Raw genomic sequence first — 15,828 nt, forward strand, 5'->3', positions numbered from 1 at the left:
CGTCCCCCGCCCGGCGCGGGGGATGAGAATGCCGGTGGAGGAGTGTTGGAGGTGGCGTGGCTGACGGATATCACGGTGGACTCGGCGTGCTGCTCGACGGCCGGAGGTTGTCGCCGGTGCAGCGCAGGATCGCCCACTACCTGGGCGAGCACCTCGACGAGGCGATCTTCCTGTCCAGCGTCGAGCTGGCCGAGCGGGCCGGGGTCAGCCAGCCGTCGGTGACCAGGTTCGCCATGGTGCTCGGCTTCGCCGGCTATCCCGAGCTGCGCCAGGCGCTGCGCCCGCTGGTGCTCGGCGGCGGCGTGGTCGCGCCCCAGGAGAGCCTGCTGCGCAACGCGATCGACAGCGAGATCCGCAACCTCGCCGTCGTCCGCGAGCGGCTGGCCGCCCTCCCGCTCAAGGAGCTGGGCGAGCAGCTCGCCGCCACCGAGCCGCTGCCGGTGCTGGGCCTGCGGGTCTCCTGCGGCCTGGCCACCACCTTCGCCTACTACGCCAGGCGCATCCATCCCGACGTACGCCTGCTCACCCATGGCGGCTCCGAGCTGGTCGAGGGGCTGCACGCGGCGCGGCGGGCGGGCGCGGAGTGGGTGGTGGCGGTGGTGCTCCCGCGTTATCCGGCCGAGGTCGTGCAGGCGCTGGAGTACGCCGGGAAGCTCGGCCTGCGCGTCGCCGCCATCACCGACAAAGCGGACTTCCCGGCCGAGGTCGTGCTCGACGGCCCGGTCGGGGACCGCCTGGTGTTCGACTCCCACGCGGCCCCCCTTGCCCTCGCCATGGCCCTGGTCGAGGCCATGGCCGACGCCGCCCCGCTGCGTACCAGGGCCAGGCTGGAGGAGTACGAGCGGATGACCGACGAGGCCGGCACGTTCCTACCCGGCGATCCTGCGTAGCGACCGCATCGACCAGATCGTTGTGAGCACCGCGAGCACGATGAACAGCGCGAACGCGATCGGGATCGACGGGTCGCCGAGCCGCCCGGCGAACAGCGCCCGCCCGGCCTCGACCGCGTGGTAGAGCGGGTTGACCGGCGCGATCGCCCGCATCCAGCCGGGCGCGAACGCGATCGGGATGAACAGCCCGGCCAGCAGCATGATCGGCAACATGAACAGGTTGAGCGTCTGCGACATGCCGTTCTCGTCGCGCACGGTCAGCGCCAGCCCCTGTGACAGCCCGGAGGCGAACAGCCCGGTGGCCGCCATGAGCGCCAGCACCAGCACCAGCTCGACGCCGCCGATGCGCACGCCCATGGCCACGGCCACGACCAGCACCAGGACCGCCTGGCACACCAGCACGACCATGTCCTTGGCCACCCGCCCGAGCACGATGGCCGGCCGCCAGGCGGGGCTGACGGCGTACCGTTCGAGCGAGCCGTTGCGCAGCTCGGCGATCAGGCCGAACCCGGAGAACAGCGAGCCGAACACGGCGATCATCATCATCGACGCGGGCGTGAACATGCGCAGGGCGTCGACCGTGCTGCGGCCCGGCGTCAGGTCCTTGAGCAGCGGCGCGAACATCAGCAGGTAGAGCACCGGCTGCAGGATGCCGAACAGCGGCCAGACCGGGTTGCTGAAGGACTTCTTCAGCTCGTAGCCGGTGAACAGGGCGATGTGGCGGATCATGCGGCGGCTCCGGTGTCGCGCAGGGACCGGCCGGTCTTGGCCAGGAAGACGTCGTCGAGCGTGGAGCGGTCGAGCGCGATCGAGCGCAGGCCGATGCCCTGCTCCTCGAGGACGCGCAGCAGCGCGGGCAGCGTGTGCTCGCCGTCGTCGACGTAGACGCGCAGGGCGTCCTCGTCCAGGCGGACCTCGCGGGCCAGGGGCCTGAGCGCCTCGGCGGCCCGCTCGGGCTCGGCCAGCCGCAGCGTGACGACGTCGCCGGAGACCTCGCGCTTGAGCTCGCCGGGCGTGCCCTCGGCGACGATGCGTCCGTGGTCGACGATCACCAGCCGGTCGCAGAGCGCGTCGGCCTCGTCGAGGTAGTGGGTGCTGAGCAGCACGCTCGTGCCGGCCTCGCGGAGCTGCCTGATGCGGTCCCAGAGGTTCGCGCGGTTCTGCGGGTCGAGGCCGGTGGTGGGCTCGTCGAGGAAGAGCAGCGGCGGGGCGTGCACCAGCCCCAGCGCGATGGCCACCCGCCGCTTCTGGCCGCCGGAGAGCGTACGGCCGGGCCGGTCGGCCATGTCGGCGAGGTCGAAGCGGTCGAGCACGTCGGCCGTCGCCTGCTTCGGGTCGGCCACGCCGTGGATCTTCGCGGCCATCATGATCTGGGCGCGGGCGCTCGTGGTGTCCTCCACGCCGCCCGCCTGGCTGACGTAGCCGAGCCGGCGGCGCACGGCCTGGGGCTCCTTGCGCAGGTCGTGGCCGGCGACGACGGCGGTGCCGGAGTCGGGCGTGATCAGCGTGGCCAGCATGCGGATCGTCGTGGTCTTGCCGGCGCCGTTGGGGCCGAGCACGCCGAAGATCTCGCCCTTCTCCACGTCGAGGTCGATGCCGCGCACGGCCTCGACGGTCTGCGAGCCCTTGCGGCTCCTGGTGGTGAACGTCTTGCGTAACTCACGTGCCTCAATGATCATTTTTCTCCTCAGGGCAGTTCGTCCTTCTCGACCCGGCCGATCGCGCCTTCGACCCAGTCGAGCTGGGCTTGGAGCATGGCCTGGGTCAGGCGGAGGTTCTCGTCGAGGTGCCGGGGCTCGCCGTAGCGCTGCTTGGTGCCGTAGGCGTGGTCGATGGTCTCGATGTTCAGTCGCAGTTGCCGGATCCTGCCATGCAGGGCGTCGAGAATCTCCTGTTTCTCCAGCCGGTTCATGAACGTCAGCGCGACCTGGAAGGGGTCGACGACGGGTCTCACCTCGGACCAGCCGTGCATGAGCAGCCGGTGGAACTCGTAGCGGCCGGCCTCGGTCAGCTCGTAGACGACCTTGCCGCCCTTGCCGGCCTCGACGACCATGAGCAGCCCCTCGTCGGCCATCTTGCCCAGGCCGTGGTAGATCGACCCGAAGGCGACGTTGGCCCAGGTGTCGGCGCCCATCATCTCCAGCCGGCGGCGTACGCCGTAGCCGTTCATGGGGCCGTCGAGCAGGGAACCGAGGATCAGGATGCGCGTGGACGCCGACATGTGCTCAAGTTTGTACTCAAATTTGAATGCTCGTCAAGGTCATAAACTCGGCCCCATGACTGAACGACCGACTGCGCTGGTCACCGGCGCTTCCCGCGGTGTGGGCGAGGCCGTGGCGCGGGCGCTGGGCCCCACGCATCACGTCATCCTCGGCGGCAGGGACGAGTCCGCGCTCGCCAAGTTGGCGGGCGAGCTGCCCGACGCGCGGCCCTGGCCCGTCGAGCTGACCCGGCTCACCGAGGCCGACGTCAGCGGCGTCGAACGGCTCGACGTGCTCGTGCACAGCGCCGGGATCGCGCTGCTCGGCCGGATCGCCGACCAGCCCGTCGGCAACTGGCGCACGACCATGGAGCTCAACGTCGTCGCGGTCGCCGAGCTGACCCGGCTGCTGCTGCCCGCGCTGCGCCACGCCCGGGGGCACGTCGTCTGCGTGAACTCCGGCGCGGGGCAGCGGGCCAACCCCGATTGGGCCTCGTACGCGGCCAGCAAGTTCGCCCTGCGCGCCTTCGCCGACGCGCTGCGCCTGGAGGAGCCCGAGCTGCGGGTCACCACCGTCTACCCGGGCCGGGTGGCCACCGACATGCAGCGCGGCGTACGCGAGCAGGAGGGCGGCGCGTACGAACCGGACAAGTACCTCACCCCGGAGAGCGTCGCGCGGGCCGTGCTCGCCACGATCAACGCCGGACCCGACGCCCACCTCACCGAACTGACCATCAGACCGAGCGCGGGCCCGGCCAGCTGACAATTGAATGGATCCATTCACTACAGTGGACCCATGCTTGAACCACTCGCGCACATAGGACGAGATCCCCGCTCCGGCGGATACGTGAGAGACGCCTGGTCGGCCGCCGACATGGAGCTACGCGGGTGGTTCGCGGGCGAGGCCGCGCGCCGCGGGCTCGACCTGCGGGAAGACCGCAACGGCAACCTCTGGGCCTGGTGGGGCGACCCGTCGCGCCGGCCCGGCGTGGTCACCGGCAGCCACCTCGACTCCGTGCGCCACGGCGGCGCCTACGACGGCCCGCTCGGCGTGGTGTCCGCCTTCGCCGCCGTCGACCTGCTGCGCGAACGGCAGGTCACGCCGGGCCGGCCGATCGGCGTCGCCTGCTTCACCGACGAGGAGGGGGCCAGGTTCGGCGTGCCGTGCATGGGCTCCCGGCTGCTCACCGGCGCGCTCACGCCGGAACGCGCGCTCGCGCTCACCGACGACGAGGGCGACACGCTGGCCGACGTCATGGCGCGGGCCGGCCGCAAGCCGGAGACCGTGGGCCCCGACGCCGAGACCCTGGCCACCGTCGGCACGTTCGTCGAGCTCCACGTCGAGCAGGGCCGCGGCCTGGTGCACGAGGGCCGCCCGGTGGGCGTGGCCAGCGCCATCTGGCCGCACGGCCGGTGGCGGTTCGACTTCCACGGCAGGGCCGACCACGCGGGCACCACCCGGCTGGCCGACCGCGACGACCCGATGCTGCCCTTCGCCCGCCTGGTGCTGGCCGCCCGCGAGGCGGCCGAGCGGCACGACGTGGTGGCCACGGTCGGCAAGACCCGCGTCTCGCCCGGCAACGCCAACGCCGTCCCCGGTCTGGTCACGGCCTGGCTGGACGCCCGAGGCCCGGCGGAGCCCGCGGTCCGCGCCCTGGTCGGGGAGCTCTCCGCGGCGGCCGGCGCGGACGTGCGCGAGGAGTCGTGGACCCCCGAGGTCGCCTTCGGCGCGGCGCTGAGGGACCGGCTGGCCCGCGTGGCGGGCGGCGACACGCCCGCGCCGATCCTGCCGACCGGAGCGGGCCACGACGCCGGAATCCTGGCCACGGCGGGCGTCCCGAGCGCGATGTTGTTCGTACGCAACCCCACCGGCGTGTCCCATTCCCCCGAGGAGCACGCCGACCAGGCAGACTGCCATGCGGGAGTGGTGGCACTCGCGGACGTGCTGGAGGATCTGTGTCGCTGACCTACTGGTGCGAGCAGGCCTGGTTGCCCGACGGGGTCGCCCACGGCGTCCTCATCGAGGTCGAGGGCGCCCGGATCGCCCGGATCGGGCGGGGCGAGCCCGGCTCGGCCGAGCGGCTGTCCGGCCTGACCATCCCCGGCCTGGCCAACGCCCATTCCCACGCCTTCCACCGGGCCCTGCGCGGCGCCACCCAGCGCGGCAAGGGCGACTTCTGGACCTGGCGCGACCAGATGTACGAGGTCGCGGGCAAGCTCGACCCCGACACCTACTTCCAGCTCGCCAGGGCCGTCTACGCCGAGATGGCGCTGGCCGGGGTGACCTGCGTGGGCGAGTTCCACTACCTGCACCACGGCCCCGGCGGCCGCCCGTACGAGGACCGGAACGTGATGAGCCACGCGCTCGTCCAGGCCGCGCGCGAGGCCGGGCTGCGCATCACGCTGCTCGACACCTGCTACCTGTCCGGCGGCATCGGCGTGCCGCTGTCGGGCACCCAGCTGCGCTTCAGCGACGGCAGCGCCGACGGCTGGGCGGCCAGGGCCGACGAGCTGGCCGCCGCCTACGAGGGGCAGCACGACGTGGAGATCGGGGCCGCCGTCCACTCCGTGCGCGCGGTGCCGCCCGACCAGATGCCGGTGGTGGCCGAGTTCTCCCACCGGCACGGCGCCCCGCTGCACGCGCACGTCTCCGAGCAGCGCGCCGAGAACGCCGCCTGCGCCGAGACGTACGCCGCCACGCCGGTCCAGATCCTGCACGAGCGCGGCGTGCTGGGGCCGCGCTCGACCGCGGTGCACGCCACCCATCTGACCGACTCCGACGTGGAGCTGCTCGGCCAGTCGGGCACGTACATCTGCATGTGCCCCACCACCGAGCGCGACCTCGCCGACGGCGTCGGCCCGGCCAGGGCGGCGGCCGACCGCGGCACCCCGATCACGCTGGGCTCCGACGGCCACGCCGTGATCGACCTGTTCGAGGAGGCCCGCGCGGTCGAGCTCGACGAGCGGCTGACCAGCGAGCGGCGCGGCCACTGGAGCGCCGCCGACCTGCTCACCGCCGCCACCGGCGCCGGGCACACCTCGCTCGGCTTCGCCGACGCCGGCCGGCTCATCCCCGGGGCGTGGGCCGACCTGGTGTCGGTCCGCCTCGACTCGGTGCGCACGGCGGGCATCGGCGGGCTGGAGGCCGTGGTGTTCGCGGCCACGGCCTCCGACGTGCACTCGGTGGTCTCCGGCGGCCGCCGGGTGGTCGCGCAGGGCCGTCACGAGCTGGGCGACGTCGGGCACATGCTCTCCGAGGCGATAGGAAAGGTGCGATGACCACCACGCTGATCGACGGGATCGGGCTGCTCTACACCGGCGACCCCGAGCGCGAGGAGATCACCGACGCGGCGCTGGTCGTCGAGGACGGCCTGGTGGCCTGGGTCGGCCCCGCCGCCCAGGCGCCGGCCGCCGACGAGCGCCTGCACGCCGGTGGCCGGGCCGTGCTGCCCGGGTTCGTGGACAGCCACGCCCACCTGGTGTTCGCCGGCGACCGTACGGCCGAGTTCCAGGCCCGCATGTCGGGGCAGCCGTACACCGGCGGGGGCATCAGGACGACCGTCGCCGCCACCCGCGCGGCGAGCGACGCCGACCTGGCCACGCACGCCCGCGCCCTGGTGGAGGAGATGCTCGCGCAGGGCACCACCACCGTGGAGATCAAGAGCGGCTACGGGCTCTCCGCCGAGCACGAGCGCCGCTCGCTGGAGATCGCCACCACCCTCACCGACGAGACGACCTACCTGGGCGCGCACGTCGTCCCCGAGGGCGCCGACGCCGACGACTACGTCCGGCTGGTGACGGGCGAGATGCTCGACGCCTGCGCCCCCTACGCCAAATGGGTCGACGTCTTCTGCGAGCGCGGTGCGTTCGACGGCGACCAGACCAGGGAGATCCTGAACGCCGGGATCAAGGCCGGGCTCCAGCCCCGGGTGCACGCCAACCAGCTCACCGAGGGGCCCGGCGTGCGCATCGCCTGCGAGCTGGGCGCGGCCTCGGCCGACCACTGCACCCACCTGTCGGCGGCCGACGTCGACGCCCTCGCATCGAGCGGGACGGTGGCGACGCTGCTGCCGGGGGCCGAGTTCTCCACGCGCTCGCCCTATCCCGACGCCCGGCGGCTCCTCGACGCGGGCGTCACGGTCGCGCTGGCCACCGACTGCAACCCGGGCTCGTCGTTCACCTCGTCCATGCCGTTCTGCGTGGCGCTGGCGGTGCGCGAGATGGGGATGACGCCGCTGGAGGCGGTGCGCGCGGCCACGTACGGCGGGGCCCGCGCGCTGCGCCGCACGGACGTAGGGTGGCTGCGGCAGGGGGCCAGGGCGGACCTGGTCGTGCTCGACGCCCCCTCCTATGTCCACCTGGCGTACCGACCCGGTGTTCCCCTTGTCCACCAGGTGTTTCAGGCCGGTCTCCTCCTTTAGGAGGACGTCCAAGACCCTCCCTCTGACGTAGCTGTTTAGGGAATCTTTGCTTCCGGCCGGACGTTGGCCGGATATAGGACGCAGCTGCGGAACGAGGTGCCAGGGGATGGCAAGGCCTACGGGGAGTCGCACGCAGGAGCAGCACGTCGCTGATCGCGACCTGCTGGGGACGTATCTGGCCGAGATCGGCCGGGTCCCGCTGCTCACGGCGGAGGAAGAGGTGGAGCTCGCCAAGCGGATCGAGGCGGGCCTGTTCGCCGAGCAGCTCCTTGACAGCGGAGGCTCCGAGCCGCGCATCGGGGACGCGGCCGACGAGGAGCTGGAGCGCCTGGCCGTCTCCGGCCAGCGCGCGAAGGACGAGTTCATCCAGGCCAACCTGCGCCTGGTGGTGGCGGTGGCCCGGAAGTACTCGGGCCGGGGGATGCCGCTCATCGACCTGGTCCAGGAGGGGAACCTGGGCCTGGTTCGAGCGGTCGAGAAGTTCGACTACCGCCGGGGGTACAAGTTCTCCACCTACGCGACATGGTGGATCAGGCAGTCGGTCGGACGGGCCATCCACGAGCAGGCCCGTCCGGTCCGGCTGCCGACGCACGCCGGCGAGCAGATGACCCGGCTGATGCGGGTGCGCCGCGACCTGCTGGCCGAGTTCGACGCCGAGCCGACCGACGGCGACCTCGCCGAGATCCTCGACCTGCCGATCGAGCGGGTGCGCGAGCTGCGCCGCTGGGCCTCCGACCCGGTGTCGCTGCAGCTCGGCGTGGGTGACGAGGACGAGACCGAGCTCGGTGACATGATCGCCGACGAGACGTGGGCCGATCCCGAGCAGCAGGCCATCGACATCCTCGAGCGCGAGCGGCTCGACCAGTGGCTCACCGGCCTGGAGGGCGACACCAGCGAGATGCTGCGCTGGCGCTACGGGCTGGTCGACGGGCGCGAGCACACGCTGACCGAGGTGGGGGAGCGCTACGGCATCGGCCGCGACCGCGCCCGCCGCATCGAGCGCGACGCCCTGGCCCGGCTGCGCCGCATGGCCAACGCCGCCGCCTGACCTTTCTCCACTTCTTCGGCCCCGCCGCCCGGCCTTCCGGGCGGCGGCGCCGTTTCCGGGCTCTGAGGGCCTTCTACGGCCTGAGGACGCGGCGCAGGAACTCCTCCACGGCGGCCTCGGCCGTCTCCGTGTCGCCGCCCCTGGCGACCAGCAGGGCGCTCTCGTTGACGGCGGCCAGCAGCATGTGGGCGTGCAGGTCGACGTAGTCGTCGGGGACCGCGCCGGTCGCCTGGAGGGCCGCCTTCAGCATGCCGAAGGAGTACCGCTCCTCCATCGCCCGCCAGCTCTCCCACCCCAGCACCGCGGGCGCGTCGATGAGCACGATGCGCCGGATCACCGGATCGCCCGCCAGTCTGACCCAGGCCAGCGCGCCCGCCAGCAGCGCCGCCGCCGGGTCGGCGATGCCGCGCACCGCCTTGGCGATCTTGACGCCGATGGCCGACTCCGTGGCCTCCAGCACCGCCTCGAACAGCGCGTCCTTGCCCGCGTAGTGGTGGTACAGGGCCCCGCGGCTCAGCCCCGACTCCTGGAGCACGGTCTCGATCGACGTGTCGTCGTAGCCCCGCTCGGCGAACAGCCGCGTGGCGATGGCCAGGACCTTGTCGCGGGTGGCCGCGCCGCGCTCCGCCTTGAGGTTCATGCCCTCACTCTAGACAAACCGACCAACGGTCGGTAATTTTCTAGACCGACAGTCGGTCTGTAATCGAGAGGGAGTCGGCATGGACGGCATCAACTACGTGGACGTGGGCCAGGGCCCGGTGACCCTGTTCGTGCACGGCGTGGGCACCAGCTCGTACCTGTGGCGCAACGTCATCGCCGAGCTGCGCGACGAGCGCCGCTGCGTGGCCCTGGACCTGCCCGCGCACGGCGGCAGCGAGCCGCGCGAAGACCTGTCCATCCCCGCGCTGGCCGAGGCCGTGGAGGAGCTGTGCGCAGGGCTCGGCCTGGCCGAGGTGGACCTCGTGGCCAACGACACCGGCGGCGCCGTCGCCCAGGTCTTCGCGGTACGCCACCCCGGACGGCTGCGCTCGCTCACCCTCACCAACTGCGACGTGCACACCAACACCCCGCCGGAGGCGTTCAAGGACACCGTGGAGCTGGCCGCGAGGGGCGAGCTGGCCGGGCTGGTGGCCGCCGTGCTGGACCACCCGGAGCTGCTGGCCGGGACCGCCCTGGGCGCCGGCTACGAGCACATCGACGACCCCGCCGAGCTGGTGGACGCCTACCTGCGCCCGATCCTGGCCAAGCCGGGCGGCGGCCGCGCCTTCGAACGCCTGCTGGCCTCGATCGACGCCGCGGACATGGTCGCCATCGAGCCGCAGCTCACCGTGCTCACCGTGCCGACGCTGGTCGTGTGGGGCACCGGCGACGTGTTCTTCGACGTGAGCTGGGCCCGCTGGCTGCGCGACACGATCCCCGGCGTGCGGGAGGTCGTCGAGATCGAGGGCGGGCGGCTGTTCTTCCCCGACGAGCGGGCCGCCGAGCTGGTCCCCCACCTGCGCCGTTTCTGGGGCCGGCCCTAAGCTCTCGATCATGTATGTCGAGACGTTGCGCCGCTATCCGGTGAAGTCGATGCTGGGCGAGGAGATCGCCGAGAGCGAGGTGACCGAGCGCGGCCTGGCCGGCGACCGGGCCCGGGCGGTGCTCGACGTCGCCACGGGGAAGATCGCCAGCGCCAAGAACCCGCGGCTCTGGCGCGACCTGCTGACCCTCGAAGGCGCCGCCGTGCCGGGCGATGAGGAGCTGTCGAAGCTGCTCGGCCGCGAGGTGCGGCTGATCGACGTGCCGCCGGAGGGGGCCGAGCTGGAGCGGTCGGTGCCCGAGCGGGTGCTGGCCGAGGGCATCGAGGCGGAGGTGCCGTACACGGTGGGCACGCTCGGCGGGGCCTCGCCGGAGGGAACCTTCTTCGACTTCGCGCCCCTGCACCTGATCTCCACCTCGACGATCGACCGCATCGGCGAGCTCAGCCCGCGCGGGCACGTCGAAGCCCTCCGCTACCGGCCCAACCTGATCATCAGGACGGAGGCGGCGGGCTTCGCCGAGAACGACTGGGTGGGGCGCGAGCTGCACGTCGGGGACGAGGTCGTGCTCCAGGTCATCGTGGCCAGCCCGCGCTGCGCGGTGCCGACGCTCGCCCACGGCACGCTCGGCCGCGACACCGAGGCGCTGCGCGTGGTGGCCCGGCACAACAGGGTCCAGGTGCTGGAGGCCGGGCTCCAGGCGTGTGCGGGCGTCTACGCGCGGGTGTTGCGCCCCGGCCGGATCGCCCAGGGCGACCGGGTCAGGCCAGCGGGCTGAGGTACTTCTCCAGGTCGTCGAGGATCTTGCCGGCGGCGGTGACGCCGATGCCGGTCATCCAGATCTCGTCGTCGACGTCGTGGGCGTGGCCGGCCTTCACCGCGGCCAGGTTCTTCCACAGCGGGCCGCCGGTCACCGTGGCCTGCGACTTGGCGGCGGCCTCGCCGTAGGCGCTGTAGAAGACGGCGTCGCCGTCGGCCTTGGCGATGTTCTCCTGGCTCAGCTTGCCGAAGCGCTTGTCGTCCTGGTCGGCCAGGCGCTGGGCCTCGGGCCGCTGGACGCCGGCGTCGGCGACCACGATGCCGCTGAACGACTCGGGGCCGTACATGCGGATCTCGGTGGGCATGAAGCGCACGATGCTCACCGAGAGCTTCGAGAACTTCCCGCCGAGCGCCTCGGCCCGCTGCTCGTACGCCGACAGCAGCCCGGACGCCTGCTCCTTCTTGCCCAGGGCCTCGGCGTCCAGCAGGAAGTTCTCCTTCCAGGTGATGCCCACCTTCTCGGTGAACACGGTCGGCGCGATCTTGCTGAGCTTGTCGTAGAAGGCGGCCTGGCGGAACTTCGAGCCGAGGATGAGGTCCGGCTTGAGCGCCATGATCGCCTCGATGTTGGGCTGCTGGAGCGTGCCGACCGGCTTGGTGGCCGACAACGCCGAGCCGAGGTACTCCGGCCAGGTCTGGTTCTCGCCCGCCTGGGCCGCGCCGACGGGGGCCATGCCGAGGGAGACCATCGTGTCCAGCTTGTCGGTGTCGAGCACGACGACCCGCTTGGGGGTCATCGGCACCTTGGTCTCGCCCATGGCGTGCTTGACGGTCCGGGTGGGGCCGGCGTCCTCCGTGCCGGTCGAGGTGCCGCAGGCGGCCAGGGCGAGGACGGGGAGCAGGGCCAGAAGCCGGAGACGCATGAGGGATTCCTTGATCTATTAGGTTAGGCAACCCTAAGTATCTCATGGCCGGATCGGCGCGTGTGAAGGGGCCGAAACCTACCCGAAACACCGTGCCGGCGAGATTCACCGGCGCGAAACACTGCAGGTCGAGCCACGAAACCCCGGCCGAACACGCTGTGGCAACACGTCACACGTAAGGAGGGTCGCGTCGTGAAGATCGATAGCGGCACCACAGCCTGGATGCTCGCGGCCACCGCGCTGGTGTTGCTGATGACTCCGGGTCTCGCGTTCTTCTACGGGGGCATGACCAGGGCCAAGAGCGTCCTGAACATGATGATGATGTCCTTCGGCGCCATCATCACGGTCACCGTGGCCTGGGTGCTGTTCGGGCACTCGCTCGCCTTCACCGACAACGGCAGCTCGCTGCTGAACAACGTCGTCGGCGGCTTCGACGCCCTGGGCCTGCAGAGCCTGGTGGAGACGGCCACCAAGGACGACGGCACCGGCATGCCGAGCCTGGTCTTCTCGGCCTTCCAGCTGACGTTCGCCATCATCACCGTCGCCCTGATCAGCGGCGCGATCGCCGACCGGGCGAAGTTCGGCGCGTGGATCCTGTTCAGCGTGGTCTGGGCCACCGTCGTCTACTTCCCGGTCGCCCACTGGGTGTGGGGCACCGGCTGGCTCAACACCATGGGCATCGAGGACTTCGCCGGCGGCACCGTCGTCCACATCAACGCCGGCGCCGCGGCGCTGGCCCTGGCCCTCGTGCTCGGCAAGCGCCAGGGCTGGCGCAAGGAGCCGATGCGGCCGCACAACCTCACGCTGGTCCTGCTCGGCGCGGGCCTGCTGTGGTTCGGCTGGTTCGGCTTCAACGCCGGCTCGGAGCTGGCCGTGGACGGCACCGCCGGGCTGGCGTTCATGAACACCCAGATCGCCACGGCGGTCGCCGCGGGGGCCTGGCTCGTCGTGGAGAAGATGCGCGACGGCCACGCCACCAGCCTCGGCGTCGCCTCCGGCGCGGTCGCCGGCCTGGTCGCCATCACGCCGGCCTGCGGCTTCGTGGACCCGTGGGCCGCGATGGTCATCGGCCTGGCCGCCGGGGCCGTCTGCGCCTACGCCGTGGGCCTGAAGTACCGGCTGGGCTTCGACGACTCGCTCGACGTGGTCGGCGTGCACCTGGTCGGCGGCGTCATCGGCGCCGTCTCGCTCGGCTTCCTGGCCGCCTATCCCTTCCTCGACCAGCAGAGCAAGGGCCTGTTCTACGGCGGCGGCCTCGGTCAGCTCGGGCTGCAGGTGCTCGGCCCGGTCGCCGTCGGCGGCTACTCGTTCGCCGCCACCTGGATCGTCGGCAAGCTCATCGACAGGACCATGGGCTTCCGCATCTCCGCCGAGGACGAGCTCACCGGCATCGACGTCACCACGCACGCCGAGACCGGGTACGACCTCGGCACGGTCTACGCCTCCGGCGTGACCACCCCGAACGGTCCGCTCACCCCGGCTCCGGCTCCCAAGAAGGTGGAGGCATGAGGCTCATCACCGCGATCATCAAGCCGTTCAAGCTCGACGACGTCAAGGCGGCGCTGGAGCAGTTCGGCATCAAGGGCATGACGGTCAGCGAGGCCAGCGGCTACGGCCGCCAGCGCGGCCACACCGAGGTCTACCGCGGCGCCGAGTACCAGGTGGACCTGGTGCCGAAGGTGCGCCTGGAGGTGCTGACCGAGGAGGACGACGCCGAGGACGTCATCGACGTCATCGTCAAGGCGGCGCACACCGGCAAGATCGGCGACGGCAAGGTCTGGTCCGTGCCCGTCGACACGGCCGTGCGCGTACGCACCGGAGAGCGAGGGCCGGAGGCCCTGTGAGAGGAGAGGCGCGCTCGTACGCCGCGGCCCGCAAGGAGCGGACCGCGGACACCGACCGCTGGCTCAAGGACCTCTTCAGGACGGCGAGCGACGGCGACCAGGTCTCCCTGGTCGCCGTCGGCAGCCTCGGCCGCGGCGAGCCGGCCCCCGGCAGCGACCTGGACCTGGTCCTGCTGCACGACGGGCGGGCCGACGTGGCGCGGATCGCCGAGCGCATCTGGTACCCCATCTGGGACTCCAGCGTCGGCCTCGACCACTCCGTGCGGACCGTGACGGAGGCCGTGGCCGTGGCCAGGCAGGACCTCAAGGCCGTGCTCGGCCTCATCCAGGCCAGGCACGTCGCCGGCGACCCCGAGCTGACCAGGAGGGCCAGGGAGGCGGTGCTGGCCGAGTGGCGGGCCGACTCGCGGCGCAGGCTGGGCGAGCTGCGCGCGTCGGCCGACCAGCGGGCGCAGGTCAGCGGCGAGCTGGCCTTCCTCCTCGAACCCGACCTCAAGGACGGCCGCGGCGGGCTGCGCGACGTCCAGGCGATGCAGGCCGTGGCGGCGGCGTGGGTCGCCTCGGCGCCGGGACCGCGGGCGCGCGAGGCCCACGAGTTCATCCTCGACGTGCGGCACGCGCTGCACGTCGTCACCGCGCGCGGCGCCGACCGGCTGGTGCTCCAGGAGCAGGACGCGGTGGCCGGGCTGCTCGGCCTGCTGGACGCCGAGGCCCTCATGCGCCGGCTCGCCGAGGCGGGCCGGACCGTCTCCCACGCCTTCGACGCCACCTGGCGCACCGTTGACAGGCTGCTGTCAGGGCCGGTCCCGCGAGGGCGTCGCCCGCTGGCCGACGGCGTGGTCGAGCACGGCGGCGAGGTGGTGCTGGCCAGGGGCGCCGACCCGCGCAAGGACCCCGTCCTGGTGCTGCGCGCCGCCGCCGCGGCGGCCGACTCGGGGCTGCCGCTGGCGCCCGCCACGGTGTCCGTCCTGGCTGCTCAGTCGGCTTCGATGCCGGTGCCGTGGCCCGAGGAGGCGCGCGACGCGCTGGTGTCGATCCTCGGCGCGGGACGGGCCGCCGTGCCGGTGTGGGAGGAGCTCGACCAGGCGGGCGTCATTGTCAAGCTGCTTCCTGACTGGGAACGCGTACGGCACCGTCCGCAGCGCAACCCCATCCACCGCTTCACCGTCGACCGGCACCTGATCGAGGCCGCCGCGAACGCCGCCGGCCACGCCCGCGAGGTCTCCCGTCCCGACCTGCTGCTGATCGGCGCGCTCCTGCACGACATCGGCAAGGGCTGGCCGGGCGACCACTCGGCGACGGGTGAGGTCGTGGTCCGCGACATCGCCCGGCGCATGGGGCTGCCCGCCCGTGACGTCGAGACGCTGGCCACCGTCGTACGCCACCACCTGCTGCTGCCCGAGACCGCCACCCGCAGGGACCTCGACGACCCGGTCACGATCGAGAAGGTCGCCGCCACGGTCGGCTCCCGCGAGGTGCTCGACCTGCTGGCCGCGCTGGCCGTCGCCGACGGCAACGCGACCGGGCCGGCCGCCTGGAACGCCTGGAAGGCCGGGCTGGTCGCCGACCTCGTCCGCCGCGTCAGGTCCGTGTTGTCGGGCTCGCCGCCGCCCAGGGCGCCCTCGATCCCGCCCGAGCAGGCGGCGCTGGCCCGGCACGGCGGCGGCGCGGTCCGCGTCAACGGCGGGGCGGTCACCGTCGTCGCGCCCGACCGGGCCGGGCTGTTGTGGAGCGCCGCCGGGGTACTGGCCGCCCACCGGATGGTCGTGCGCTCGGCGTCGGCCGCCTCGGCGGGCGGCACGGCGGTCATCGAGTTCGCCGTCGTGCCCGAGTACGGCTCGCCGCCCGACCCCGCCACCCTGGAGGCCGACCTTCGTCTCGTCCTTGCCGGCCGTCTTGACATCGAGCAGCGGCTGGCCCGCCGGAGCCGGTCCGTGCGGCCGCCGCGGGTACCTGTGGCTCCACCTCGGGTGACACTGGTCGACGACGCCTCCGCGACGGCCACCGTGGTGGAAGTCAGGGCCCATGACAGGCCGGGGCTCCTGTGGCGCATCGGACGGGCGTTCGGTGAGTGCGGTCTTGACGTGAGGGCCGCCCGCGTGGAGACTCTCGGCGCGGAGGCGGTGGACGTCTTCTATGTCGTGGACCGCGCCGGTCGCCCCCTCAGCGACAGCGCGCAGCGAGTTCAAGTCCGCGATCAGGTGCTGGCCGCACTGCGATAAC

The 15,828-nt window shown here is 72.4% G+C and carries 16 protein-coding genes; 11 read left to right on the forward strand and 5 right to left on the reverse strand.

What is annotated here, in order from left to right; translation table 11 throughout:
• Window positions 1-56 precede the first annotated feature (56 nt).
• A complete protein-coding gene (locus ABZ459_RS16925; protein WP_357971152.1) occupies window positions 57-890 on the forward strand; it encodes a MurR/RpiR family transcriptional regulator in 834 nt (277 codons plus the stop codon).
• Here the strand turns inward: ABZ459_RS16925 and ABZ459_RS16930 are convergent.
• Genes ABZ459_RS16930 through ABZ459_RS16940 form a run of 3 tightly spaced genes read right to left on the reverse strand, consistent with a single transcriptional unit; the run spans window position 870 to window position 3,111 of the window.
• Entirely contained in the window at window positions 870-1,619 is a 750-nt protein-coding gene (locus tag ABZ459_RS16930; RefSeq protein WP_357971153.1) for an ABC transporter permease, read from the reverse strand. The genes ABZ459_RS16925 and ABZ459_RS16930 overlap by 21 nt on opposite strands.
• Window positions 1,616-2,569 (reverse strand): ATP-binding cassette domain-containing protein, encoded by a 954-nt coding sequence (locus tag ABZ459_RS16935; protein WP_357971154.1) that lies wholly within the window; start codon window positions 2,567-2,569, stop codon window positions 1,616-1,618. The genes ABZ459_RS16930 and ABZ459_RS16935 overlap by 4 nt, the downstream gene beginning before the upstream one ends.
• Window positions 2,570-2,577: 8 nt before the next feature.
• Window positions 2,578-3,111 (reverse strand): PadR family transcriptional regulator, encoded by a 534-nt coding sequence (locus ABZ459_RS16940; protein WP_357971155.1) that lies wholly within the window; start codon window positions 3,109-3,111, stop codon window positions 2,578-2,580.
• A 55-nt stretch (window positions 3,112-3,166) separates the two neighbouring features.
• On the opposite strand from ABZ459_RS16940, the gene ABZ459_RS16945 reads away from it, so the two are divergent.
• The 5 genes from ABZ459_RS16945 (at window position 3,167) to ABZ459_RS16965 (ending at window position 8,559) form a co-directional block, all read left to right on the forward strand.
• A complete protein-coding gene (locus ABZ459_RS16945) occupies window positions 3,167-3,853 on the forward strand; it encodes an SDR family oxidoreductase (RefSeq protein WP_357971156.1) in 687 nt (228 codons plus the stop codon).
• 33 nt (window positions 3,854-3,886) lie between these two features.
• Entirely contained in the window at window positions 3,887-5,056 is a 1,170-nt protein-coding gene (locus ABZ459_RS16950; RefSeq protein WP_357971157.1) for an allantoate amidohydrolase, read from the forward strand.
• Complete coding sequence (locus tag ABZ459_RS16955; protein ID WP_357971158.1) at window positions 5,047-6,369, forward strand: formimidoylglutamate deiminase; 1,323 nt, start codon at window positions 5,047-5,049, stop codon at window positions 6,367-6,369. Before ABZ459_RS16950 ends, ABZ459_RS16955 begins: the two co-directional genes overlap by 10 nt.
• Entirely contained in the window at window positions 6,366-7,511 is a 1,146-nt protein-coding gene (hutI, locus tag ABZ459_RS16960) for an imidazolonepropionase (protein WP_357971159.1), read from the forward strand. The genes ABZ459_RS16955 and hutI overlap by 4 nt, the downstream gene beginning before the upstream one ends.
• A gap of 106 nt (window positions 7,512-7,617) precedes the next feature.
• Window positions 7,618-8,559 carry a sigma-70 family RNA polymerase sigma factor gene (locus ABZ459_RS16965; protein WP_357971160.1) on the forward strand — a complete coding sequence of 314 codons (942 nt, stop codon included), beginning with the start codon at window positions 7,618-7,620 and terminating at the stop codon, window positions 8,557-8,559.
• A gap of 73 nt (window positions 8,560-8,632) precedes the next feature.
• Here the strand turns inward: ABZ459_RS16965 and ABZ459_RS16970 are convergent, their stop codons facing one another.
• A complete protein-coding gene (locus ABZ459_RS16970) occupies window positions 8,633-9,199 on the reverse strand; it encodes a TetR/AcrR family transcriptional regulator (protein ID WP_357971161.1) in 567 nt (188 codons plus the stop codon).
• A gap of 79 nt (window positions 9,200-9,278) precedes the next feature.
• On the opposite strand from ABZ459_RS16970, the gene ABZ459_RS16975 reads away from it, so the two are divergent.
• Together ABZ459_RS16975 and ABZ459_RS16980 are read left to right on the forward strand one after the other, a co-directional pair.
• Entirely contained in the window at window positions 9,279-10,082 is an 804-nt protein-coding gene (locus ABZ459_RS16975; RefSeq protein ID WP_357971162.1) for an alpha/beta hydrolase, read from the forward strand.
• A 10-nt stretch (window positions 10,083-10,092) separates the two neighbouring features.
• Window positions 10,093-10,857, forward strand: coding sequence for an MOSC domain-containing protein (locus tag ABZ459_RS16980; protein WP_357971163.1), 765 nt, complete (start codon window positions 10,093-10,095; stop codon window positions 10,855-10,857).
• Here ABZ459_RS16980 and ABZ459_RS16985 read toward each other — a convergent pair.
• Window positions 10,841-11,761 carry an iron-siderophore ABC transporter substrate-binding protein gene (locus ABZ459_RS16985; protein ID WP_357971164.1) on the reverse strand — a complete coding sequence of 307 codons (921 nt, stop codon included), beginning with the start codon at window positions 11,759-11,761 and terminating at the stop codon, window positions 10,841-10,843. The two genes, ABZ459_RS16980 and ABZ459_RS16985, sit on opposite strands and share 17 nt — an antisense overlap.
• 192 nt (window positions 11,762-11,953) lie before the next feature.
• On the opposite strand from ABZ459_RS16985, the gene ABZ459_RS16990 reads away from it, so the two are divergent.
• The 3 genes from ABZ459_RS16990 to ABZ459_RS17000 are packed head-to-tail and all read left to right on the forward strand — an operon-like array spanning window position 11,954 to window position 15,827.
• Window positions 11,954-13,270 carry an ammonium transporter gene (locus ABZ459_RS16990; protein ID WP_357971165.1) on the forward strand — a complete coding sequence of 439 codons (1,317 nt, stop codon included), beginning with the start codon at window positions 11,954-11,956 and terminating at the stop codon, window positions 13,268-13,270.
• Entirely contained in the window at window positions 13,267-13,605 is a 339-nt protein-coding gene (locus tag ABZ459_RS16995) for a P-II family nitrogen regulator (protein WP_352321406.1), read from the forward strand. Before ABZ459_RS16990 ends, ABZ459_RS16995 begins: the two co-directional genes overlap by 4 nt.
• Window positions 13,602-15,827 carry a [protein-PII] uridylyltransferase gene (locus tag ABZ459_RS17000; protein ID WP_357971166.1) on the forward strand — a complete coding sequence of 742 codons (2,226 nt, stop codon included), beginning with the start codon at window positions 13,602-13,604 and terminating at the stop codon, window positions 15,825-15,827. The genes ABZ459_RS16995 and ABZ459_RS17000 overlap by 4 nt, the downstream gene beginning before the upstream one ends.
• Window position 15,828: the final 1 nt, after the last annotated feature.

The organism is Nonomuraea sp. NPDC005692 (assembly GCF_040631115.1).
Lineage (GTDB): Bacteria > Actinomycetota > Actinomycetes > Streptosporangiales > Streptosporangiaceae > Nonomuraea.